This window comes from Streptomyces sp. CA-135486 (assembly GCF_050936555.1).
GTDB lineage: Bacteria > Actinomycetota > Actinomycetes > Streptomycetales > Streptomycetaceae > Streptomyces.
On sequence record NZ_JBNJMM010000002.1, the window covers coordinates 754,257 to 777,632 of the forward strand.

Below are 23,376 nucleotides of genomic sequence, written 5' to 3' on the forward strand. Positions count from 1 at the left end.
ATGTCGTTCCCTCTGCTTACGGCGACGGCGGCGCTCCCGGCGCTCGGTGCCATTGCCACCGCCGCCGTCCCGGCCGCGCGGCGCAACGCGGCCAAGTGGCTGGCGCTGCTGGTCTCGCTCGGCACGCTGGTGCTGGCCGCGGTCGCGCTCGTACGGTTCGAGCCCGGCGGCGCCCGGTACCAGCTGACCGAGTCGCATGCCTGGATCGCGGACTTCGGTGTCCGGTACGAACTGGGCGTGGACGGCATCGGGGTGACGCTGCTGGCGCTGACCGCCCTGCTGATCCCCTTTGTGATCCTCGCGGGCTGGCACGACGCCGACCCCCTGGAGACGAAGTCCTCGCGCTGGCGCCCGACTCAGGGCTTCTTCGCCCTGATCCTCTCCGTCGAGGCGATGGTGATCCTCTCCTTCGAGGCCACCGACGTCTTCCTCTTCTACATCCTCTTCGAAGCCATGCTCATCCCGATGTACTTCCTCATCGGCGGCTTCGGGGACCGGGCCCACGCGGGCAGCGACGAGAACGCCGCGGCCCAACGCTCGTACGCGGCAGTGAAGTTCCTGCTCTACAACCTGGTCGGCGGTCTGATCATGCTGGCCGCGGTCATCGGGCTCTATGTCGTGGCGGGCAGCTTCTCGCTCACCGAGATCGCCGACGCGCGCGCGTCCGGCTCGCTCGACATGGCGACCAGCACCGAACGGCTGCTGTTCCTCGGCTTCTTCTTCGCCTTCGCGATCAAGGCGCCGCTGTGGCCGCTGCACACCTGGCTGCCCAACGCCATGGGTGAGGCGACCGCCCCGGTCGCCGTGCTGATCACCGCGGTCGTCGACAAGGTCGGCACCTTCGCGATGCTGCGCTTCTGCCTCCAGCTCTTCCCGGATGCCTCGAAGTGGGCGACGCCGGTCATTCTCGTACTGGCGCTGATCAGCATCGTCTACGGCGCGCTGCTCGCCGTCGGCCAGCGCGACATCAAGCGGCTGGTCGCGTACGCATCGATCTCGCACTTCGGCTTCATCATCCTGGGCATCTTCGCGATGACCTCCCAGGGGCAGTCGGGTGCGACGCTCTACATGGTCAACCACGGAATCTCGACCGCCGCGCTGATGCTGGTGGCCGGGTTCCTGATCTCCCGGCGCGGCTCGCGGCTCATCGCGGACTACGGGGGGGTGCAGAAGGTGGCGCCGGTGCTCGCCGGCACGTTCCTGGTCGGCGGTCTGGCCACGCTCTCGCTGCCGGGCCTCGCGCCCTTCGTCAGTGAATTCCTGGTCCTGGTCGGCACGTTCACGCGATATCCGGTGGCCGGGATCGTCGCCACCTTCGGCATTGTGCTCGCCGCGCTCTACACTCTCGTCCTCTACCAGCGGACGATGACGGGCCCGGTGAAACCCGAGGTGGCGAAGATGCCGGACCTCAGGGCTCGTGAGCTGGTGGTGGTCGCACCGCTGATCGCGCTGCTGCTCTTCCTCGGCGTCTTCCCGAAGCCGCTGACGGACATCGTGAACCCGGCGGTGGAGCACACGCTGTCCGACGTACATCAGAAGGACCCCCAGCCTGCTGTGCCTATTCAAAACGCGGAGGCGGCCAAGTGAGCGCAATGATTGTCCACAGCCTGTGGACAACGGCCGCCGAGCCGATCGACAAGATCCCGGCCCCGACCATCGAGTACGCGCAGCTGGCACCCGCGCTGATCGTCGTGGGCGCGGCCGTCGTGGGTGTGCTGGTGGAGGCATTCGTCCCGCGCAGGGCCCGTTACTACGCGCAGGTGTTCCTGACCGTGGTCGCCCTGACCGCCGCCTTCGCCGCCGTGGTCGCCCTCGCGGCCGGCGGCTACGGCAGCACCAAGGCGCGTATCGCGGCGATGGGCGCCATCGCGGTCGACGGCCCGGCGCTCTTCCTGCAGGGCACCATCCTGCTGGCCTCGCTGGTCGCCGTCTTCACCTTCGCCGAGCGCCGCCTCGATCCCGCGGCACACGGCAACCGCATCGACTCGTTCGCCGCGCAGGCCGCGTCCGTGCCGGGCGGCGACAGCGAAAAGGCCGCGGTCAAGGCCGGGTTCACCACCACCGAGGTCTTCCCGCTGGTGCTCTTCGCGATCACCGGCATGCTGGTCTTCCCGGCCGCCAACGATCTGCTGACGCTGTTCATCGCGCTGGAAGTCTTCTCGCTCCCGCTCTACCTGCTGTGCGCCGTCGCCCGCCGCAAGCGGCTGATGTCGCAGGAGGCCGCGGTGAAGTACTTCCTGCTCGGCGCGTTCTCGTCGGCGTTCCTGCTCTTCGGCATCGCGCTGCTGTACGGGTACGCGGGCTCCGTCTCGTACGCGAGGATCGCGGACGTCGTCGACGGCAGCGTGCGGACCATCGACCCGGCGCTCGCCGACACCATGGGGAACGACGCGCTGCTGCTGATCGGCGGGGCGATGATCCTGGTGGGGCTGCTCTTCAAGGTCGGCGCGGTGCCGTTCCACATGTGGACCCCGGACGTCTACCAGGGCGCGCCGACGCCGGTCACCGGCTTCATGGCGGCGGCGACGAAGGTCGCCGCGTTCGGCGCGCTGCTGCGGCTGCTGTATGTGGTGCTGCCGGGGCTGCGCTGGGACTGGCGGCCGGTCATGTGGGCGGTCGCGATCGTCACCATGCTGGGCGGTGCGATCGTCGCGATCACCCAGACCGACATCAAGCGTCTGCTCGCGTACTCCTCGATCGCGCACGCGGGCTTCATCCTGGCCGGTGTCATCGCGACGACGCCCGACGGTGTTTCCTCCGTCCTGTTCTACCTGGCCGCGTACTCCTTCGTGACGATCGGCGCGTTCGCGGTGGTCACGCTGGTGCGTGACGCGGGCGGCGAGGCGACGCACCTGTCCAAGTGGGCGGGGCTCGGGCGCCGTTCACCACTGGTGGCGGCGGTCTTCGCGGTCTTCCTGCTGGCCTTCGCCGGTATTCCGCTGACCTCGGGCTTCGCCGGGAAGTTCGCGGTCTTCAAGGCGGCGGCGGAGGGCGGCGCGGGTGCGCTGGTCGTGGTCGGTGTGATCTCGTCGGCGATCGCCGCGTTCTTCTACATCCGGGTGATCGTGCTGATGTTCTTCAGCGAGCCGAAGGAGGGCGGCCCGACGGTCGCCGTGCCGTCGCCGCTGACGATGACGACGATCGGGGTGGGTGTGGCGGTGACGCTGGTACTGGGTGTGGCGCCGCAGTACTTCCTGGATCTGGCGAGCCAGGCGAGCGTGTTCGTGCGCTGACCCGGCATGTATGAGGGCCCGGCTTCTCCGTACGGAGGGGCCGGGCCCTTCGGCTGTTACGGCTGCTGCTCCTGGGTTCGCTTCCGGCGCGCTGCGATCCCGTCCAGATCCAGGTCGACGGGGAACGGGACGGAGACCTTCATCCGGTCGTGGAAGATCCCGGTGCTGGTGTAGGCGCCGGTAGCCGGTTCGAGTTCGAAGACGTACACGACAGCCTTGCCCTCGTTGTCCTCCACCCGCCAGTAGTGCGGGATCTTGGCGCGTGCGTACTTCACCGGCTTGGTTTCGCGGTCGCGGGTCACAGAGTCGGTGGAGACGACCTCGATGGCCAGCACCACCGACTCGGCCGGGAACCGGGTCTGCTCCCAGTCCCCGATGACCTCCCCGCGCACGACGAGCACATCGAGCTCGGGCCGGTTCCAGCGGTCGATGTCGATGGTGAATCGCGCGACGACTTCCAGATCCTGGGGCGCGATCGACTCCAGTTGCCACCTGAAGAAGTCGATCGAGCGCGAATGAAAGACGGTTTGCGGACTCGGGAAGACGAGGCTCGCGTCGATGAGTTCCGTATGCGGAGGCAGATTCGGAAGCCGGTCCAGCCGCCGAGGGGCGGGGTGGGCCGGCTGGGCTCCGGGACGCCAGGGCCGCCGCTCATCGGTGTTCCCATGGGATGGGAGTCTCGCGGGCCTGTCCCGCGCAATCTGGGGGAAGTTGATCAGGCTCCCGCACACGGGTGAACGCGTCACGTCGCGTTGACGCGCCCAGCGTGTGGGCTAGCGTCGACGTCCATGGACGACATCTGGCAGTTGCTGGAATGCGCACACGCGCCCGTCTACTTCGCGCCGGAGACGGGGCCCGTCTACTCCGCCGCCGGATCGGGGCTCAAGGGCTTCTGGATGGGGTACTTCGCCTCCCGCGCCGCCGCCCTCGGTGCGGTCCCGCCGGGGGTGGTGACGGCCGCCTTCTACAACTTCGCACCCGCCCGGGTCGCCCGGGCGCTTCCCGATGCCTGGGAGCGTTGCTCACCCGCGCAGGTCCTCGCCGCCCGGCTCGACGTGGCCGACCGGTGTCTGCGTCGGCTGCTCGGGGAACTCGCCGACGGCCCGCAGGTGGCCGAGGCCGCGGAGCTCGGGCGACGGGCGGTCGAGGCCCTGCCCACCGCCGGGCGGGTGCTGTTCGCCGCGCATGCCGCGTTGCCCGTGCCCGAGCAGCCCCATCTGGCGCTGTGGTGGGCGGCGACCGCGCTGCGCGAATTCCGTGGGGACGGTCATGTCGCCGCCCTGGTGACCGCCGGGGTGGACGGCTGCGAGGCCAATGTGATCACCGTGGCACTGGGGCTCGCCCCGGCCGAGCAGCGGCTCAACCGCGGCTGGAGCGAGCCCGAGTGGGAGGCCGCGCACGCCGGTCTCCGCGACCGTGGAGTGCTCGCACCGGACGGAACCCTCACCGACGCGGGCCGCCTTGAGCGGATGCGATCGAGGCCACCACCGATCGGCTTGCCCGGCCCCTCCTCGGCGGTACGAGGCTCGCCGAGTGTCTGCGGCCGCTCGCCCGGCGGATTGTCGAGGCGGGCGGGGTGCCGTTCCCCAATGCGATGGGGCTGCCGCCGCTCAGGCCGGGGTAGCCGCCCGGGAGGCATACGCGCGGACGTCCGCGTCCGGGTCGGTGACCGCGGTGGCCAGCGCCGCCCGGGCGTCCTCGCGGGCGGAGTGCCTGAGCAAGGACAGCACCGCCGCCTTGCGGACATCGGCGTTGGAGTCGCCGAGCGCCTTGGCCAGGGCGGATACGGCAAGGTCCGGGCCGGCCGCGCCCAGGGCCGTGGCCGCGCCCGCGCGGACCTGCCAGGACGGGGCGGCCAGCGCGGTGATCGCCGTGGTGTCGTACGGGGCCGGGCAGCCCGCGACGGACAGTGCGGCGAGTGCGGCCGCGCGGACCAGGATGTCCGGGTCGTGGAGCAGGGGCTCGAGCGCGGCCGGGTCGTCCAGGCTGCGGGCCACCGCGACGCGGACCTCGCGGGCGGAGTCGGCGGTCGCTCGGGCGACGACATCGAGGGCGTCGACCGAGACCAGGGCGCGTACGGCCGCGATGCGGACCTCGATGGCCGGGTCCGAGAGCGCGCCGCCGAAGAGGCCGGCGTCACCCAGCCGGAGCGCGCGCAGGACGTCCAGCGTGGTGGAGCGGACCCGGGGGTCGTCGTTGTCGAGCGCCGCCACCAGGCGGGTGCTCAACTCCGGCGTCGGCGGCAGGACTTCGACCAGCTCCTGGAGGGAGGCCGCGGCCGCGGCACGTACCGCTCCGTCCTCGTCCACCAGGGCCGTGGCGAGCGCCGGGCCCGTGCCGTCCGGGGCCGTCTCGGTGAGCGTGGCGACCGCGGCGGCCCGGACCGCCGGGTCGGCGTCGGCGAGGTAGGGGCTCAACTCCGTGAGCGACGGCTCCTCCTCGGCGAGCGCGAGGAGTTCGAGGATGCGTGGGGAGTGGGCCGCGACATGTGTCTCGACGCGTACGGGGGCGGCGATGCGTGAGCCCGTCGGCGCGATCTCGCGCGGGCCCGCCGTGGAGACCTGCTCGAGAGCAACCTCACCGAGGTGGCGGGACGGGCCGCCGATGGGGCTGAACTCGTCGACCGGCACCAGGTAGGGCGCGACCGGGCGGGCCGTGAACTCCATCGTCCCGGCGGGGGACTTGCGCAGGTCCAGGTGGTGCAGCCAGTCCTCGTCGTCGCGCTGCGGGTGATCCGTACGCTCGTGGTAGAGGCCCCAGCGGGACTCCGTACGCGCGAGTGAGGAGCGGGCCGCCATCTCGGCGCAGTCGCGGATGAAGGTGACCTCGGCGCAGCGCATCAGCTCGTGCGGGGTCTCGGCGCCCATCTCGGCGATCTCGCCGCGCATCCGCTCGAAGTGCTCGACGGCGAGGGAGAGCCGGGCGCCGGACTTGCGCGGGGCGACGTAGTCGTTGACGAAGCGGCGGAGTTTGTACTCGACCTGGGTCTGGGGCGGTCCGTCCGGGTTGCGCAGCGGCCGGTAGATCAGCTCATGGGCGGCGCGCAGCTGGTCGGCGGGCAACTCGCCCTCGTACGCCCGGTACTGGGACGCGTCCGCGCCCGCCAGATCGCCGAAGACGAAGGCGCCGATCATGTAGTTGTGCGGGACGCAGGCCAGGTCGCCGGCGGCGTACAGACCGGGCACGGTGGTGCGGGCGTGGTCGTCGACGCGGACGCCCGAGGCCGAGTGGCCGCCGCAGAGGCCGATCTCGGAGATGTGCATCTCGACATCGTGGGTGCGGTAGTCGTGGCCGCGGTTCGCGTGGAAGGTGCCGCGGGTGGGGCGCTCGGTGGAGTGCAGGATGCCCTCCAGCGCGCCGATGGACTCCTCGGGGAGATGGCTGAGCTTGAGGAAGACGGGGCCGCGGTCGGAGGCGAGTTCGTTCGCGAACTCCGCCATCATCTGGCCCGACCAGTAGTCGGAGTCGACGAAGCGCTCGCCGTGCCGGTTGACCTGGTAGCCGCCGAAGGGGTTGGCCACATACGCGCAGGCGGGGCCGTTGTAGTCCTTGATCAGCGGGTTGATCTGAAAGCACTCGATGCCGGTGAGTTCGGCGCCGGCGTGGTAGGCCATGGCGTAGCCGTCGCCGGCGTTGGTGGGGTTCTCGTAGGTGCCGTAGAGATAGCCGGAGGCGGGGAGACCGAGGCGGCCGCAGGCGCCGGTGGCGAGGACGACGGCACCCGCGCGTACCGAGACGAACTGTCCTGTACGGGTGTTGAAGCCCGCGGCCCCGACGGCCTTCCCCCCGGCCGTCAGGACCCGGACCGGCATCACACGGTTCTCGATACGGATGCGCTCGCGCATCTCGCGGCGGCGCAGTTGCCGGTAGAGGACCTTCTTGACGTCCTTGCCCTCGGGCATCGGCAGGACGTACGAGCCGGAGCGGTGCACCTGGCGGACCGCGTACTCGCCGTGTTCGTCCTTCTCGAACTTCACGCCGTACGACTCCAGGCGCTGCACCATCGCGAAGCCGCGGGTCGCGGTCTGGCGGACGGTGGACTGGTCGACGATGCCGTCGTTGGCACGGGTGATCTCGGCGACGTAGTCGTCGGGCTCGGCGCGGCCGGGGATGACGGCGTTGTTGACGCCGTCCATGCCCATGGCGAGGGCGCCGGAGTGCCGTACGTGCGCCTTTTCGAGGAGCAGGACGTTCGCGCCGTGCTCGGCCGCGGTGAGCGCGGCCATGGTGCCGGCGGTGCCGCCACCGATGACGAGGACGTCGCAGGAGAGTTCCTCGGCGTCCGCGAGTGCGGGGATGTCCATGGGGGAGGGCCTCTCAGGTGCCGAGGGATTCGAGTACTTCGCGGCGCAGCGCGAGGGTCGCGGGTTCGCCGTGGGCCGCACGGTCGCGGGGGCGGGGGACGTCGAGGACGCGTCCGGTGCCGAGGAGGGCGACGCGGTCGCCGAGGAAGAGCGCCTCGTCGACGTCGTGCGTGACGAAGACGACGGTCGCGCCGGTGCCGCGCAGCACGTCGACGAGCAACTGCTGCATCCCGGCCCGGGTCTGCGCGTCGAGCGCGCCGAAGGGCTCGTCCATGAGGACGGCCCGCGGCTCGGCGGCGAGCGCCCGCGCGAGCTGGACGCGCTGGCGTTGCCCGCCGGAGACGCGGTGCGGGAGGTGGGCGGCCCGGTCGGCGAGCCCGACCCGGTCCAGCCATGCCTCGGCCCGCCGACGTCGCTCGGCGCGGCCGACTCCCCTGATGGCCAGGGGGAGTTCGACGTTGCCGCGCAGGGTGCGCCACGGAAGGAGGGCGTCTTCCTGGAAGATCAGTGCCCGCTCGGCACGGGGGGCGGTGATGGGCTCACCGTCCTGCGCGACCGCGCCGTCGAGCGGGGGGAGCAGCCCGGCGAGGGTCCGCAGGAGGGTCGACTTGCCGCACCCGGAGGGGCCGACGACGGTCAGGATCTCGCCGGGCACGACCTCCAGGTCGATCCCGTCGAGCACGGGCGCTCCGGGCCGCCCCAGCGACGCACCGCGCAGGGTGAGCCGGGTCCCACGGGGCGGTGCGGGGGTGGGGGCGAGGGTGGTTTCGGGGGGTGTGGTCATGGGGTTACGCCTCCTCGTGGGTGGGGATGGGGTATGGGTGGCCCCGGACGCCCTTCGGGCGTGTCCTCAATCGCCGGACGGGCTGAAGTTCAGCCCGTCCGGCGATTGAGGAGCGGGGTCCGGGGCGGAGCCCCGGAAATCAGCCTCGCCGGCGTTTGAGGCGCGGGGCCCGGGGGCTTGCCCCCCGCCGCGGGAAGGGGCCGGGTGGGGGAAACCCTCCGGCGCCGGACCGGCGGTCCCGACTCCACCCGCGGGAGCCACCTCGTCACCCGGCGCCCCGCCAGTTCCACCGCAGTCGACGTCAGCCAGCCCAGGACGCCGATCGTCGCCATGCCCACGAACACGCCGGGGTAGTCCACCACCGTGTAGTCCTGCCAGGTGCGGTAACCCACCCCGTACTCACCGGAGATCATCTCCGCCGAGATCACGCAGATCCACGAGACCCCGATCCCCACCGAGAGACCGCCGAGGATCCCCGGCAGCGCCCCCGGCAGGACCACCGACGCCAGAATCCGCCGGCGGCCGCCGCCCATGGTGAGGACGGCCTCTTCCCAGACCGGGGTCAGGGCGCGCACGGCATGCCGTGTGGAGACCATGATCGGGAAGAACGCCGCGGTGAAGGTGATGAAGACGATGCCCTGCTCGTTGCTGGGGAAGAGCAGGATCGCCACCGGTACCAGCGCGATCGCCGGTATTGGACGCAGGACTTCGAGCACCGGACCGAGCAGGTCCGCCGCCAGGTGGGAGCGGGCGATCGCGGTGCCGATCGCCACGCCCGCGAGCGCCGCCAGCGAGAAGCCGGTGACGATGCGGGTGAGGCTGTCGGTCAGGTCCTGCCAGTACGGGCCGCTCCCGACCCGCTCCCCGAACTCCCGCGCGACATCGACGACTGTCGGAAACTGCTCGAACCGCAGCCACAGATTGATGTCGAAGGCGGTCAGCAGCTGCCACACCCCGAGCGCGCCCAGCAGGGACAGCACGCGCACGATGTGCCGGGCGGTCATGACACCTGCTTCAAGGCTTCGGCGTACGACACGGCCCGGGCGCCCGCGTGTCCCGTCACGTAGGCCGCGGCCGCGGACCGGGTGACGAAGGGCAGCAGCGTCGTGCCGTCGGCCACCCACACCGCCTTTTCCGCGAACCAGCGCGTGCCGGTGGTCGCGTCGGGGACGTACGCTGCGCGCACCTGTCCGGGAGCCGCGGCGACCTGCCGCAGCAGCTCGGCCGGGGTCGCGAAGGACCGGGTCGTGTTCTTGCCCTTCAGCCACAGCTCGCTGCGCGCGGGCGCGGCCGCGGACGTGAGCTCCTTGGCATAGCCGTTCCCCAACGCCCGCTTCACATACTGGTCGTCGACGAAGGCGTCCACATCCACGTCGCCCACCAGCTTCGCCGACTTCAGCACCGGCACGTCCTTCTTCAACGCGTCGACCAGCTCGGGCTTGATGGCGGGGCCGAAGGTGGCGATGCCGTGCGCTCCGTTGTAGAGGTAGACGACCTCGGCCGGGAGTCCGGTCGCCTTGGCCACCGACTCCGCGGCCGCGACCGGCTGCTTGCGCAGATACTCGGTCGCGTCGGCCTGCGCGCGCAGGAAGTCTTCGAGCACCGCGGGCCGCTTCTTCGCGAAGTCCTCGCGCGCGGTGACGCCGTGGAAGGTCGGCAGATTCAGCTCCGCCCCGTCGTACAGCGCCTGCGCCTTGCCCTGGAAGGCCAGCAGCCCGGGCCAGGCCACGAACTGCGAGAGCGCGTCCGTGCTGCCTGCCTGGAGCGCCGACGCACCCACGGCCGGCTGCTGGTTGAGCTTGCGGATGTCCTTGTCCGCGTCGATGTCCGCCCGTTGCAGCGCCCGTACGAGCGTGCCGTCCGCGGCCGAGCCGACACTCGTGGAGACCTTCTTGCCGCGCAGGTCCTTCAGCGAGGACAGCTTCGAACCGGGTGCTGTGACAATGGTGTTGAGTCCGCCGCGCAGGTTGTAGCCGGTGACGGAGACGAGCCGCGTCGGCCGGTGCAGCTGCTTGCCGCGCGTGGCGTTGATCAGCAGCGGGAAGTCGCCCATCGAACCGATGTCGATCTTCCCGGCGGTCATCTGCGCGGTGATCGGCGCGCCCGTGGCGTAGTCCTGCCACTTCACCTTGTAGGTGACGCCCTCACGTTTGCCGCGGGCCGTGAGCTCCCGCTCGAAGTAGCCGAGCGACCGCAGCAGCGTGCCCGCCGTGACGGTGTTGATGGTCTTGGACTGGTAGCCGACGGTGACGGTGACGGTCGAGCCGCCCCCCGCCTCCGCGTCACCGCCGCAACCGGTGAGCGGCAGCAGCAGGGCGGCGGCGAGAAACACAACTGGCTTGCGTGACATGGGAGTTCGTACCTCTCGAGCTTTACCGCAACAGATAGGGCATATTGACCGTGACCGCGTCCGTGGGACACCGGGCCGCGCACGGGCCGCAGTACCAGCACTCGTCCACGTGCATATAGGCCTTGCCGCTGTCCGGGTTGATCGCGAGGGAGTCGAGCGGGCACATGTCGACGCAGAGGGTGCAGCCGTCGATGCACTTCGACTCGTCGATGGTCACGGGCACGTCGGCACGCTGGGGCGCAAGAGGCATGGCTGTCTCCGGGAAAGGGGTACGGGGCTATGGGGACGGGTCAGAGGGAGCGGTGGAGCAGCCCGCTCATGGTGATGCGGTCGCCGCGGAAGCGGATGAACTCCAGATCCACGGGGCGTCCGTCGGACAGATGCGTGAGCCGTTCGAGCATCAGCACGGCGGCGCCGCGCGGGGCTTCGAGTACGGCGGCGGAGTGCGCGTCGGCGTTGACGGCCTCCAGGGTGATCTCGGCCGTGCCCAGCGCCTGTCCGGTGAGGTTTTCGAGCAGCCGGAACACATCGGTGTGCTCCAGGTCGCAGCCGAGCAGACCGGTGCCGATGTCCATCGGGATGTAGGTGAGGTCGAGCGAGAGGGGCAGGCCGTTCAGCCGCCGCAGCCGCTCGATGTAGAGCACGTCGGCGTGCTCGGGCAGGCCGAGCCGCCGGGCCACGGGTGCGGGCGCGGGGACGGGGCCGACGGTGCGGACTTCGTTGGTGACGTCGCCGTGTTCGCGCAGGGTCTCGGCGAGGCCCTGCAGCCGGTCGAGGCCGTGCGGGTACTTCTCGGACACCACGACCGTGCCGACGCCCGGCTGGCGTTCGACCAGCCCTTCCGTACGGAGCAGATCCAGCGCTTGGCGGACGGTGTTGCGGGAGACGCGGTAGTCGTTGCCGATCGTGCCCTCCAGCGGCAGCACGCCGCCGGGGAAGCCGCCGGTGCGCACCTGGTGGCGCAGCAGGTCGGCGAGCTGCCGCGCCTGGTCCGCGCGCAGCCGCCGCCGGCGTGCGGCGGCGAGGGGCACGGTGTGCTCACGGGTACGTTCGGCTGGCATGCCCCGGACCATACCGACGCTGCGTCGGCGATGGTGTTGCCAGAGTGTTGCGCCATGAACCGGCCACCGGGACACCGTGCTGACCTGCGGTGATGCGGATCAGTCGGAAAGATCTGCCACCCCGGGGGCGTCAGTCGCCGCCGCCTCCGCCATCGCCTCCGCCACCGTCCCCGTCGCCCCCGAAGCTGATGCTGGTACTGCTCGACTTCTTGTCCTGCTTTATGGCGCGGTGCACGGCGTACGGGGCCCATTGCTCCCGGACGAGAACGCGCAGTGCGCCCCGCCCCTGCCACGACTCGAATCTCGGATGGAGCACTTTGGCGATGCCGATCGCCGCGGTGAAGGCGGCCAGCAGCCTGCTGCGGCGGTCCGGGAAGCCGGCCCACACCGACTGGGCGTAGCGCCCGCGGGCCGGGGCCGAGAGGTCCTCGGCCGCAGCGGGGTACCGGCGGTACGGGAAGATGCCCAGGAAGCGATGGGTCTCGACCCGCAGCGCACCGCGTCCCACCAGGTGGTGCAGGCACAACTCCTCGACGTGCCGCCCGGCGCGCCTGACCCAGGGCCGGGCGCGTACGCCGTCGCCGAACCGGCTGGTGCCCGGGGCCGGGAGACTCGCCAGTATCTGCGCCGACAGCGGGTCCTGCGGCGGCAGTGGATTGACCACCGTCACCCTGCCGCGCGCCTCGGCGACCCTGCCCTGGAGCTCCAGCTCGGCGAGGGCGGCGCCGGCCAGTCCGTACTGGAGGTAACTCCTGCTGCAGTGCCGGCGGCCCGTCACGGGGTCGAGAGCGAGCAGCAGGAGCTCCTCCGGCAGGGAGAGTCCGGTCATTCCGCGGCGCTCGCCGCGATCCGGCCGGTGACCTCGCCGAGGCCGACCCGTACGCCGTCCGGGCCAGGTGCCCAGGCCGTCATCGTCACCACGTCGCCGTCCTCCAGGAAGGTCCGCCTGCCCTCGGGAAGTTCGAGAGCGTCCCGTCCGTTCCAGGTGAGCTCCAGCAGCGAGCCGCGCTGATGGACCTCGGGCCCGCTGACCGTGCCGGAGCCGAAGAGGTCGCCCGTACGGAGCGAGGCGCCGTTGACCGTCATATGGGCCAGCTGCTGGGCGGCCGTCCAGTACATCGTGGCGAACGGCGGCTCGGAGACCACATGGTCGTTGATTGCCACCGTGATGCGCAGGTCGAAGCCGCCGGGCTCCTCGTCGCCGGAGTCGTCGAGGTAGGGGAGCAGCTCGAAGTCCCGCGCGGGGGGATCGGTGCGGGCCGCGTCGAGGGCCTCCAGCGGGGTCACCCAAGCGGAGACGGACGTGGCGAAGGACTTGCCGAGGAACGGGCCGAGCGGCACGTACTCCCAGGCCTGGATGTCCCGGGCCGACCAGTCGTTGAGGAGCGTCACACCGAAGACATGCTCCCGGAAGTCCCCGAGTGCCACCGGGCGGCCGAGCTCGGAGGGAGTGCCGACGAGGAAGCCGACCTCGGCCTCGATGTCGAGCTTCACGGACGGGCCGAACAGGGGCGCGGGGTCGGCCGGGGCCTTGCGCTGGCCGCTGGGGCGCACCACGTCGGTGCCGGAGACGACAACCGTCCCGGCCCGGCCGTGGTAACCGATCGGCAGATGCTTCCAGTTGGGCGTCAGGGCGTCCCCGTCCGGCCGGAACATCTTGCCGACATTCGTGGCGTGGTGCTCGCTCGCGTAGAAGTCGACATAGTCGGCGACCTCGTACGGAAGGTGCAGCGTGACCGAGTCGAGCGGGTGCAGCAGCGGCTCGATGTCCGGCCGGTGGGCGGGCACGGTGACCCAGGCGGTGATCGCCCGGCGCACGTCCCGCCAGGCGGTGCGGCCCGCCGCGAGGAGCGGGTTGAGGTTCGGCTGTGCGAGCAGTGCCGCGTAGGGGGAGCCGAGAGTGCGGGCGGCCGCTCCGGCGTCGAGCACATGGCTGCCGATGCGGACGCCTAGCCGTCGGCGCCCGGGCTCGTCGGCCGTGGTGAAGACGCCGTACGGGAGGTTGTGCGGGCCGAAGGGATCGCCCTCGGCCAGATCGAGCGGGCTCTGCTCGGGCATCGGTGCTTGCCTCGCTTTCCACGTGTGTGGGGCACACGTTACGTGGGTGTTGCCCCGCCGCGGCAGGTCACCCGCCCCGCCCGCTCACCCCGCCATTCTCGGGAAGCGCCGTTCCCATGTGCGGTGGAAGACGATCTCGTCGCCGTCCCTGCACACCACCTCGTCCGACGCGATGAAGTCGGCCGCGTCGCAGGTGAGTTCGGAGCGTGTCTCGATCCGTACGTCCCAGGCAAGCTCCGGCCGGTGCAGCCGGATTGTCCAGTCGGAGCGGGCTTGCGCGGAGTGCGGGTCGCGCTCGCGGATCGTGTACGTCTGAAGGGCCTCCTCCGTATACTCCAGACCGTCCGGATACACCCGCATGCCGCCGGGTCGCGGGTCGGCCTCCAGACGCCACTCGCCCTTGGCGACGTCGCGGATCACCAGACGCTCGGGCCGCTGCTCGTCGAGGGTGACGGGGGAGCTGACTCCGAGCGGCTCGGACTGCTCCGGTTCCTCGAAGAGGATCTTGTCCTCGCTCGCGCCCTGGGAACGTACGGGAAGTTCCAGGCGGGAGCCCGCCGGGTCGAGGGTGAAGCCCGCCGAGCCCGGCTGCGGCCAGATCCACGGCCAGTACGCGGAGGAGACGGCGAGCCGGATGCGGTGGCCGGGCGGGAAGCTGTGGCCAGCGGCGTTCAGCTCGAAGGTCACGTCCTCACGCGCGCCGAGCGGCCAGGCATTGGCGCGGTCACGGCCGTGGCGGGCGGAGAGATTGAGGACACCCCGGGTGACGAGGGTGGACGATCCGTCGGGGGCGACGTCGCAGAGGCGGGCGATCGCCTGGCCGTGGGGCACGTCCAGGCGCAGCTTCAGCGTGACCGCAGGGCGGCCCAGGAGCTCGACCGGCGCGTCGGTGACCGGGAACTCGAAGCAGGCCGAGCGGGCGTCCTCGTCGCGCTGGTCCGGCGGCAGATCGGCGTCGTTCCCGCAGGGGAGGAAGCGGCCCGCGTCCAGGCCGGTGTACTGGGGCGAGTCGACGATCACCGGCCCGCCCGTCAGCGCGTACGACACGGTCGTGACGTGCGGCGACGGCCAGGCGGGCGCACCGACCCAGCGGCCGGGCAGCTCCTCGTACACGGTCGCGGGCGGGTGCGAATCGCTGATCCAGGAGCGCAGCAAGGGCTCGGACATCACGTCATTGGCGGTGTTCTTCAGGTGGTGGTCCCACCATCTGAGCGTCTCCTGGAGAAAGCCGATGGCCGGGCCCGGCCGCATGCCCCGGTCCGGGTACTGGTGCGGCCACGGGCCGAGCAGTCCCCGTACCCGATCGGGCGGCAGCTGCTCGACCAGGCGCAGCACCGTGTCCCGGCAGGGGTCGTGCAGGCCGCCCACCGCGAGGACCGCCGCGTCGATCGCCGCGTAGTCCTCGCGGACGCTGCCGTGCTTCCAGTAGTCGTCGCGGATCTGGTGGGCGAGCCAGATGTGGATGAAGGGGGTGACCGCTTCGAGGCGCCCGAGCCACATCTGCCGCCACTGATCGCCGACGAAGAGGGGGTCCGGCGGTCGCGCGACGAGGGCGAGCAGGGTGGCGGCCCGGGCGTGCATGCCGCAGGCGAGCACGGAACCGCCCATGTAGTGCGCGTCGTTGTCGTAGCGGTCGTCCGTCGAGCAGACCGTGACGACCGCCTTCAGCGGCTCCGGGGCCAGCGCGGCGATCTGCAGGGAGTTGGTGCCGCCCCAGGAGATGCCGAACATGCCGACCCGCCCGGTGCACCAGGGCTGCGCGGCCAGCCAGTTGATCACCGCTACCCCGTCGGCCCTCTCGGTCGCGCTGTACTCGTCGCCGGGAAGGCCCTCGCTGTTGCCGTGCCCCCGCACATCGACCCGTACGGAGGCGTAGCCGTGGCCCGCGTACCAGGGGTGGCGCTGCCAGTCGCGCGGCGCGGTCCCGTCGCTCAGCCGGAACGGCAGATATTCGAGCAGGGCGGGTACGGGTTCATCGGTGAGCGGGCGCCACACGCGCGCGTAGAGCCTTGCGCCGTCCGGCATCGGGATCCGGATGTCCTCGTGGGAGGTCTCGTACGGGAAGTCGGTGCGGATGCGCATGGCAGGACCTCGGTTCCGACAAAGCAGCCGTTTCATGTCGTATTGGCTGATCACGAACATACCGGGGGTGGCGGGAAGGCGCCCACGGTGATCGAAACGCGACCGGATACGCTGACTTGAGTGAATCCAGCGACACATCGACAATCCGTGTGACCGTCAGCAGACAGGAGATCCCCTCGTGACCGTCGTCGGGCCGTTCGGGCTGAGCGTGCGGGACCAGGCTCTTGAGGCCGATGTCCAGACCGGATTGGCGGCTGTCGAGGCGGGACTGCTCGAAGCCACCAAGAGCGAGGTGCCCTTCATCACGGAGGCCGCACAGCACCTGGTACGAGCCGGGGGCAAGCGCTTCCGGCCGCTGCTGGTGATGCTCGCGGCCCAGTTCGGTGATCCGTACGCGCCGGGTGTGGTGCCCTCGGCCGTGGTCGTCGAGCTCACTCATCTCGCGACGCTGTACCACGACGATGTGATGGACGAGGCCGAGGTGCGGCGCGGTGTGGACAGCGCCAACGCCCGCTGGGGCAACTCGGTGGCGGTGCTGACCGGCGACTTCCTGTTCGCGCGGGCCTCCCACATACTGGCCGACCTGGGTCCCGAGGCCGTACGCATCCAGGCGGAGGCGTTCGAGCGCCTGGTCACCGGCCAGATCCTGGAGACGGCGGGTCCGCGGGACGGCCGCGACCCGGTGGAGCACTACCTCGACGTCATCGGGGGCAAGACCGGCTCGCTGATCGCGGTCTCGGGCCGGTTCGGCGCGATGATGTCGGGCGCGGACGAGGGTGTCGTGGACATCCTCACCCAGTACGGGGAGCGGCTCGGTGTCGCCTTCCAGCTCGCGGACGACGTACTCGACATCGCCTCCGACTCGCACGAGTCCGGCAAGACGCCCGGCACGGATCTGCGTGAGGGCATCCCGACGCTTCCGGTGCTGCATCTGCGCGCGCAGGCGGAGGCGCACGCGCGGTCCGAGGACCTTGAGCTCGTCGCGCTGCTCGAAGAGGATCTGACGGACGACGCCCGGCATGCCGAGGCGCTGCGGCTGCTGCGCATTCACCCCGCGCTGGAGCAGGCCAGGCGGGACACCGTGCGGTACGCGGAGGAGGCGCGCGCGATGCTGGCGCCGCTGCCCGACTGCTATGCGAAGGCCGCGCTGGAGGAACTCTGCGACGCGGTGGTCCACCGCGCGGGCTGACGCGCGGGGCTGACGGCTGACGCGCGAGGCCGACTGGCGAACGCCCCGGACTGATGGCCGACGCCCGGGACTGAGGGCGGACGCCCTGCTCACAGTGGGTGCGGGGCGCCCTCCTGGCGTGCCCGCAGGACCTCCGTTCATCCCTCGTTGATCTCCCGTACACCCTTCGTGTGGACCGCTGCCCGGCCCTTCCGTGATCTGTGGCGCAGGTCACATTATTGGATTGAGTCTAACCTTCGATCCACTCCGTACCCATGCCCAGAAGCTGACGCACAGGGCGTTGGCCTCAGTACGGGGAGACAACAGAATGAAGCGCAACAAGGCCCTCCTTATCGGCACCACCGCCGTCGCCGCCGCTGCCGGGGTGGCGCTCGCCGTCCTGCCGGCCTCGGCCGACAGCAAGAGCTCCGCCGCCGACCACGCGGGGCACGGCAACAGCGGCGCCGGCATCGCCGTCCAGAGCGGTTCGGACCGCACCGGCTCGGACCGTGGTGCCTCCCTCTTCGTGGCGAGCCTGAACGGCGCCAACGAGGTGCCGGTGCAGGGTGGACCCGCCGTCGGTGACCGCGACGGCGCGGCGCTCGAGTTTGTGAAGGTCAAGGGGGACAAGGTGTCCGTCGCCGTGAAGTTCCGCGGCACCGACAAGCCGACCGCCCTCCACCTCCACCAGGGCGCGAAGGGCACCAACGGCGGCATCAAAGTCGACTTCACCGGGCTGATCGGCAAGGGCAGGACCAAGGCCAAGGGCTGGACCGGCGCGGTCACCGGCACCGTCAAGGTCACCGACAAGGCCGTCCTCGACGCCTTCACGGCCGACCCGAACAGCTTCTACGCCAATCTGCACACCGCCGCCTTCCCGGGCGGCGCGGTCCGCGGTCAGTTCCACAAGATCACCGGCTCCTTCGGCTTCGGTGCCGCGCTCGACAACATCCAGGCGTCCGTGGTCAAGGGCAAGCAGATCTACGAGTGCAAGAAGGGTGACGACGGCACGTACTCCTTCCAGCAGCGCGACGTGCGTGCCGTCCTCGGCGGACACATCGCCCACTCCTTCGTCGCCCCCAACTCCGGTACGCCGCAGTGGATTGCGCCCGACCACAGCGCCGTCACCGGCAAGCTGATCAGCAAGACGCCCAACGGCGCCAAGAACATCGCCGAGCTGGACCTCAAGGCCACTCAGTCCGGCAAGAAGCGGGGACTGCTCGCGAACACCCAGGAGATCTTCCGGCTGAACACCGTGGGCGGCGTCGCCCCGGCCGGCAGCTGCGAGAAGGGAGCGATCGTCGGCGTCCCCTACGGGGCGGACTACGTCTTCATCCAGAAGTAACCCTTACGGCAACAGGGTTCGCGGCGCTTCCCCTACTGGTTGGGGGAGGCGCCGCGTCATCCTGTCATCCCAGAGCAGTACGCCAAGTTGCTCCCGCGGTCTGACGCTTCTTCACGCCCGATTTGGTCAGATGAATGCAGTTGAACGAATGCAGTTGAACAGCGCCACCCTGACCAACCACGGAGGTAGGGCACACCATGGCACCGAACGACAGCGCACAGACCACCGACGAGGCCGAGGACCTCGCAGCGGGCCGCCGCAAGGCAGCGCGCTACTTCGTCCCGGTCGCGGTGGCCGGGGTGGCGGCGGCGACCATCGGGCTCGTCCCGGCGCTCGCTGCCTCCGGTGACCCCGATCTGCCGAAGATCAGCGCGCAGGAACTCATCGCGAAGATGGCCGCGTCGGACACCCAGCAGCTCTCCGGCACGGTGAAGGTCAACACGGACCTCGGCCTGCCCTCGCTCGCCGGTCTCGGCGGCCTGGGCGGTGGCTCCTTCGCCCCCAAGGGCGGGAACGGCGACGGCGGCGGCTCGTCCGCATCCCCCGACGGCAAGCTGATGGAGCTGGCCTCGGGCTCGCACACGCTGCGGATCGCGGCCGACGGCCCCGACAAGCAGAAGGTGTCGATCCTTGAGGACGCCGCCGAGTACAGCCTGATCCACAACGGCAACGAGGTCTGGGCGTACGACAGTGCCTCGAACGAGGCCTTCCACACCAAGGACGGCGCACGCGACGGCAAGGACCGGAAGGCGACACCGCCCAAGGACCTGCCGACCACGCCCAAGGCGCTCGCCGACGAGGCGCTGAAGGCCGCGGACGACACCACCTCGGTGACCGTCGACGGTACGGCCCAGGTGGCCGGCCGGGACGCCTATCAGCTGGTCATCAAGCCCAAGCAGAGCGGTTCGACGATCGGCTCGATCAAGGTCGCGGTGGACGCGAAGAACGGCGTGCCGCTGAAGTTCACGCTCACCCCGAGCAGCGGCGGCAAGGCCGCGATCGACGTCGGCTTCACCAAGGTCGACTTCTCCAGGCCGGCCGCGTCCACCTTCGACTTCACCCCGCCCAAGGGCGCGAAGGTGACCGAGGGGGACGAGCCGGCGAAGGGGCACGCCGCCAAGGGGCACGAAGGGTTCAAGAACCACAAGGGCATCGAGGGCTTCAAGAACGGCAAGGGCGGCGAGGACGTCAAGGGCCCCCACGACTTCCAGGGTCTGAACGTCATCGGCAAGGGCTGGACCTCCATCGCCAAGATCGAGACGCCGGGCGGCAAGGGCGCCACCGCGCCCAAGGACGGCGACGTCCCGCCGGAGGCCAAGAAGTTCCTGGACGCGCTCGGCGACCAGGTCGAGGGGAAGTTCGGCTCGGGCACGGTCTTCACGACCCGCCTGGTCAACGTCCTGATGACGGACGACGGCACGGTCTACGCCGGCGCCGTGACCAAGGACGCGCTCGTGCAGGCCGCGAACGCGTCGAAGTAGCTCAAGGCGCGTCTTCCGTCCGCCCCGCCGTACGCTCCGTACGGTGGGGCGGACCGTTGACCGACAGAACGGGGACCGGAATGACAGCTGTCATCGAGACGCGCGGGCTCACCAAGCGTTACCGGGGCGGACAGTTGGCCGTCGACCGGCTCGATCTGTCTGTGCCGGCCGGCAGCGTCTTCGGGTTCCTCGGCCCCAATGGCTCCGGCAAGACCACCACCATCAGGATGCTGATGGGGCTCATCGAGCCGACGGCGGGCAGCGCCACGGTCCTCGGACGGCAGATGCCCCGCGCCGTGCGGACCGTACTGCCGCAGGTGGGCGCGTTGATCGAGGGGCCCGCGCTGTACGGGTTCCTGAGCGGCCGGGACAATCTGCTGCGCTACGACTGTGCCGACCCGGGCGCCGACCCCCGCACCCGGCGTGCCCGGGTCGCCGCCGCGCTGGACCGGGTCGGGCTGACCTCGGCCGCGGGCAAGAAGGCCAAGGCGTACTCGCTCGGGATGAAGCAGCGGCTCGGCCTTGCGGCCGCGCTGCTGCAGCCGCGGAGGCTGCTGGTGCTCGACGAGCCGACGAACGGCCTCGATCCGCAGGGCATGCGGGAAATCCGTTCCCTGGTACGGGAGCTGGCGGCGGACGGCACCACGGTCTTTCTCTCCTCGCATCTCCTCGACGAGATCGAGCAGGTCTGCACGCATGCGGCCGTGATGGCGCAGGGACGGCTGCTCACCCAGGGGCCGGTCGCCGATCTCGCGGCAGGTGCGCGGGGCCGGCTGGTCGTCACCACACCCGACGCGGGTGATGCCGCGCGCATTCTCAAGGAGCAGGGCGTGAGCGACCTGACCGTCACCGAGGAGAGGGTCGCCGGCGAACCACCCCCCAAGGACCTCGGGAAGGACCTCGCGGAACTCAACGCAGCACTGGTGCGGGCGGGCGTACGGGTACGGGGCTTCGGCCTCGAACGCGCCTCCCTGGAGGACGCCTTCGTGGCCCTGACCGGAGAGGGCTTCGATGTTGCAGGCTGAAGCGACGACGCTTCCCGTACGGCATCACTGGACGCTCGGGCTCTTCCGCTCCGAGCTGACCACGACGTTCCGGCGCTGGCGCACGCTCGCGCTGCTGGGGGTGCTGGCGGCCGTGCCCGTACTGATCGGCATCGCCGTGAAGATCGAGACGAGCGACGGCGGTCCGGTCGGCAACGGCGGCGGTGGCGGCCCGGCGTTCATCACGCAGATCACCAACAACGGGCTCTTCCTGGTCTTCGCGGCACTCGCCGCGACCCTGCCCGTCTTCCTCCCGATGGCAATCGGCGTCGTGGCGGGAGACGCGATCGCGGGCGAGTCGAACTCCGGCACCCTGCGCTATCTGCTGGTCGCGCCGGCCGGACGCACCCGGCTGCTGCTCGCCAAGTACGCCGCGGCGTGCGCCTTCTGCCTGGTCGCGGCCCTGGTGGTCGCGGCGTCCGCGCTCGCGGTCGGGTCGCTGCTCTTCCCGCTCGGCGATGTCACAACGATCTCCGGCACCCAAATCTCCTTCGGGGACGGGCTGCTGCGGGCCGGCCTCGTCGCGGTGGTCGTGGCGGCGTCGCTGACCGGGATCGCGGCGCTCGGACTGTTCGTCTCGACCCTGACGGGCAGTGGCATCGCGGCGATGGCGACGACGGTCGGGCTGCTGATCACGGTGCAGATCCTGGACAGCATCCCGCAGCTGCACGGGATCCATCCGTATCTCTTCCCGCACTACTGGCTGTCCTTCTCGGACCTGCTGCGGGAGCCGGTCTACTGGGACGAGGTGCTGAAGAACCTCGGTCTGCAAGGGGTGTACGCGGCGGTGTTCGGGTCGGCGGCGTGGGCGCGTTTCGCGGCGAAGGACATCACGGCCTGACCGTCTGGAAGAAGGACTTGGCGGTCAGCGCCGCCTCCGCGTCACGTACGACATCGCCGGGCCGGAGCTGCTCGGCGGCCGGCCGGGCGAGCGTCTCGGTGTTGCCGCCGGTACGGCTGCTGCCCAGCAGGAACAGGAACTTCCGGGTCATGGCGCTCCCCTCGTACGCGACTGCATGCGTGCGCAGTATATGCACACGCATGCAGTCTGTGGGGGGTGGCGGTCCTGGGCTATCTCAGAAGGTGAGCTTCCAGCTGTCGATGTATCCGGTGTCCTGCGCGGCCTTGTCCTGGACCCGTAGCTTCCAGGCGCCGTTGGCGACCTCGGAGGAGGCGTCGACGGTGTAGGTCGCCTGGACGTTGTCCGCCGAGTCGGAGGAGCTGAACGGCTTCAGGTTGTACACCGTGCCGTCCGGGGCGAGCAGGTCGACGACCAGATCGCCGCGCCAGGTGTGCTTGATGTCGACGCCGACCTTGAGGGTGGCCGGGGCGTTGCCGTTGCGGCCGGAGACGGTGACGGTCGAGGTGACGGCCGCGCCGTTGTCCGGGACGGTGACGTCCGCCGTGGTCTCGTACACCTCACCCGGCGGGGTGGTCGTCCCGGTCGAGAGCGTCCAGATCGCGTGCGCGATCGCATCGCTGTTGCGGTCGAGCGCGGTGTCGTTGATGTTCGACGAGTTGTCGCAGGAGGAGTGGTAGCAGCGGTCGAAGGCCTGGCCGGCCGTGCCGCCCCACTTCTGTGCCTGGGCTGCGGTCTTGGTGTAGTCGGCGCCGCTGAACAGGCCGCCGACGGGGACGCCCGCGTTCTTGAACGGCGCGTGGTCGGAGCGGCCGTCGCCCTCGGTCTCGATCTCGGTCGGGACGTTCAGCCCCGCGAAGTAGTCCTTGAGCGTCTTCTCGATCGTCGGGTCGTCGTCGTAGACGAAGTAACCGGGGTTCGGGGAGCCGATCATATCGAAGTTGAGATAGCCGGAGATCTTCGAACGCTCGGTGGCGGGAAGGTTGTTGACGTAGTACTTCGACCCGACCAGACCCAGCTCCTCCGCGCCCCACCAGCCGAAGCGCAGATGCTTGTCCGGCTTGAACTGGGCGCGGGAGACGGCGAGTGCGGTCTCCAGGACGGCCGCGGAGCCGGAGCCGTTGTCGTTGATCCCGGCGCCCGCGCCGACCGAGTCGAGGTGCGAGCCGGCCATCAGAATCTGATTGGCGTCGCCGCCCGGCCAGTCGGCTATCAGGTTGTAGCCGGTGGCGCCCGACGAGGTGAACTGCTGGATGGACGTGGTGAATCCGGCCGCGTCCAGCTTCGCCTTCACATAGTCGAGGGATGCCTTGTATCCGGCCCGGCCGTGCGCGCGGTTGCCGCCGTTGGCGGAGGCGATCGACTGCAGCTGGGTCAGATGGGCCTTGACGTTGGCGAGTGGTATGTCGGGGGCGGCGAGCGCGGGCGCCGGGGCCGCGTTCGCGGCGGGCGCGGCGGATGCGAGCAGCCCGGCCAGGGCCAACGCGGCAGCCGCGAGCGTGCGTCTGGGAACGGAGATGTTCATGTGGGGGCTCCGAATTCCGTACGGGGACAGGACGGAACGTGCGAGACGCCCCGGGATGGCGGGTCCTGGGGCGCTGGAGCTTG

Annotated in this window: 17 protein-coding genes and 3 pseudogenes; 8 read left to right on the forward strand and 12 right to left on the reverse strand. The window is 70.5% G+C overall.

Annotated features, from left to right (window positions below; all coding sequences use genetic code 11):
* Both ACQEVG_RS22670 and nuoN read left to right on the forward strand, forming a co-directional pair.
* Positions 1 to 1,587 (forward strand): NADH-quinone oxidoreductase subunit M, encoded by a 1,587-nt coding sequence (locus ACQEVG_RS22670; RefSeq protein ID WP_432986816.1) that lies wholly within the window; start codon positions 1 to 3, stop codon positions 1,585 to 1,587.
* Positions 1,584 to 3,233 carry an NADH-quinone oxidoreductase subunit NuoN gene (gene nuoN, locus ACQEVG_RS22675; RefSeq protein WP_432986819.1) on the forward strand — a complete coding sequence of 550 codons (1,650 nt, stop codon included), beginning with the start codon at positions 1,584 to 1,586 and terminating at the stop codon, positions 3,231 to 3,233. The genes ACQEVG_RS22670 and nuoN overlap by 4 nt, the downstream gene beginning before the upstream one ends.
* Positions 3,234 to 3,289: 56 nt before the next feature.
* On the opposite strand, the pseudogene ACQEVG_RS22680 reads toward nuoN, so the two are convergent.
* Positions 3,290 to 3,888, reverse strand: a pseudogene (locus ACQEVG_RS22680) (Uma2 family endonuclease).
* Positions 3,889 to 4,021: 133 nt separating this feature from the next.
* On the opposite strand from ACQEVG_RS22680, the pseudogene ACQEVG_RS22685 reads away from it, so the two are divergent.
* Positions 4,022 to 4,642, forward strand: a pseudogene (locus tag ACQEVG_RS22685) (SCO6745 family protein); the annotation flags it as partial.
* A gap of 201 nt (positions 4,643 to 4,843) precedes the next feature.
* Here ACQEVG_RS22685 and ACQEVG_RS22690 read toward each other — a convergent pair.
* The 9 genes from ACQEVG_RS22690 to ACQEVG_RS22730 all read right to left on the reverse strand — a co-directional run bounded on the left by ACQEVG_RS22690 (position 4,844) and on the right by ACQEVG_RS22730 (position 15,872).
* On the reverse strand, positions 4,844 to 7,537 hold the full coding sequence (locus ACQEVG_RS22690) for a fumarate reductase/succinate dehydrogenase flavoprotein subunit (protein ID WP_432986822.1): 2,694 nt from the start codon (positions 7,535 to 7,537) through the stop codon (positions 4,844 to 4,846).
* Between the two features lie 13 nt (positions 7,538 to 7,550).
* Complete coding sequence (locus ACQEVG_RS22695; RefSeq protein ID WP_432986824.1) at positions 7,551 to 8,321, reverse strand: ABC transporter ATP-binding protein; 771 nt, start codon at positions 8,319 to 8,321, stop codon at positions 7,551 to 7,553.
* 89 nt (positions 8,322 to 8,410) lie between these two features.
* Positions 8,411 to 9,325, reverse strand: coding sequence for an ABC transporter permease (locus tag ACQEVG_RS22700; RefSeq protein WP_432986826.1), 915 nt, complete (start codon positions 9,323 to 9,325; stop codon positions 8,411 to 8,413).
* On the reverse strand, positions 9,322 to 10,671 hold the full coding sequence (locus ACQEVG_RS22705) for an ABC transporter substrate-binding protein (RefSeq protein ID WP_432986829.1): 1,350 nt from the start codon (positions 10,669 to 10,671) through the stop codon (positions 9,322 to 9,324). Before ACQEVG_RS22705 ends, ACQEVG_RS22700 begins: the two co-directional genes overlap by 4 nt.
* A 22-nt stretch (positions 10,672 to 10,693) precedes the next feature.
* Positions 10,694 to 10,921, reverse strand: coding sequence for a 4Fe-4S dicluster domain-containing protein (locus tag ACQEVG_RS22710; protein ID WP_266479325.1), 228 nt, complete (start codon positions 10,919 to 10,921; stop codon positions 10,694 to 10,696).
* Between the two features lie 40 nt (positions 10,922 to 10,961).
* Complete coding sequence (locus tag ACQEVG_RS22715) at positions 10,962 to 11,732, reverse strand: GntR family transcriptional regulator (RefSeq protein WP_432986833.1); 771 nt, start codon at positions 11,730 to 11,732, stop codon at positions 10,962 to 10,964.
* Between the two features lie 130 nt (positions 11,733 to 11,862).
* On the reverse strand, positions 11,863 to 12,561 hold the full coding sequence (locus tag ACQEVG_RS22720) for a GOLPH3/VPS74 family protein (RefSeq protein ID WP_432986835.1): 699 nt from the start codon (positions 12,559 to 12,561) through the stop codon (positions 11,863 to 11,865).
* The gene (fahA, locus tag ACQEVG_RS22725) at positions 12,558 to 13,790 is read right to left on the reverse strand and encodes a fumarylacetoacetase (protein ID WP_432986838.1); all 1,233 of its coding nucleotides are present in this window, start codon (positions 13,788 to 13,790) and stop codon (positions 12,558 to 12,560) included. The genes ACQEVG_RS22720 and fahA overlap by 4 nt, the downstream gene beginning before the upstream one ends.
* Positions 13,791 to 13,874: 84 nt before the next feature.
* The gene (locus ACQEVG_RS22730; RefSeq protein WP_432986840.1) at positions 13,875 to 15,872 is read right to left on the reverse strand and encodes a CocE/NonD family hydrolase; all 1,998 of its coding nucleotides are present in this window, start codon (positions 15,870 to 15,872) and stop codon (positions 13,875 to 13,877) included.
* A gap of 178 nt (positions 15,873 to 16,050) precedes the next feature.
* Between ACQEVG_RS22730 and ACQEVG_RS22735 the strand changes: the two genes are divergently transcribed.
* The 5 genes from ACQEVG_RS22735 (at position 16,051) to ACQEVG_RS22755 (ending at position 21,750) form a co-directional block, all read left to right on the forward strand.
* On the forward strand, positions 16,051 to 17,061 hold the full coding sequence (locus tag ACQEVG_RS22735; protein WP_432986842.1) for a polyprenyl synthetase family protein: 1,011 nt from the start codon (positions 16,051 to 16,053) through the stop codon (positions 17,059 to 17,061).
* A gap of 307 nt (positions 17,062 to 17,368) precedes the next feature.
* Positions 17,369 to 18,385, forward strand: a complete 1,017-nt coding sequence (locus ACQEVG_RS22740) for a CHRD domain-containing protein (RefSeq protein ID WP_432986845.1) — start codon at positions 17,369 to 17,371, stop codon at positions 18,383 to 18,385.
* A gap of 197 nt (positions 18,386 to 18,582) precedes the next feature.
* Positions 18,583 to 19,866 (forward strand): LolA family protein, encoded by a 1,284-nt coding sequence (locus ACQEVG_RS22745; protein WP_432986847.1) that lies wholly within the window; start codon positions 18,583 to 18,585, stop codon positions 19,864 to 19,866.
* 80 nt (positions 19,867 to 19,946) lie between these two features.
* Positions 19,947 to 20,891 (forward strand): ABC transporter ATP-binding protein, encoded by a 945-nt coding sequence (locus ACQEVG_RS22750; protein WP_432986849.1) that lies wholly within the window; start codon positions 19,947 to 19,949, stop codon positions 20,889 to 20,891.
* On the forward strand, positions 20,878 to 21,750 hold the full coding sequence (locus tag ACQEVG_RS22755) for an ABC transporter permease (RefSeq protein WP_432986852.1): 873 nt from the start codon (positions 20,878 to 20,880) through the stop codon (positions 21,748 to 21,750). The genes ACQEVG_RS22750 and ACQEVG_RS22755 overlap by 14 nt, the downstream gene beginning before the upstream one ends.
* 55 nt (positions 21,751 to 21,805) lie before the next feature.
* Here ACQEVG_RS22755 and ACQEVG_RS22760 read toward each other — a convergent pair.
* Positions 21,806 to 21,901, reverse strand: a pseudogene (locus ACQEVG_RS22760) (flavodoxin); the annotation flags it as partial.
* Between the two features lie 84 nt (positions 21,902 to 21,985).
* The gene (locus ACQEVG_RS22765; RefSeq protein ID WP_432986855.1) at positions 21,986 to 23,293 is read right to left on the reverse strand and encodes a M28 family metallopeptidase; all 1,308 of its coding nucleotides are present in this window, start codon (positions 23,291 to 23,293) and stop codon (positions 21,986 to 21,988) included.
* Positions 23,294 to 23,376 lie beyond the last annotated feature (83 nt).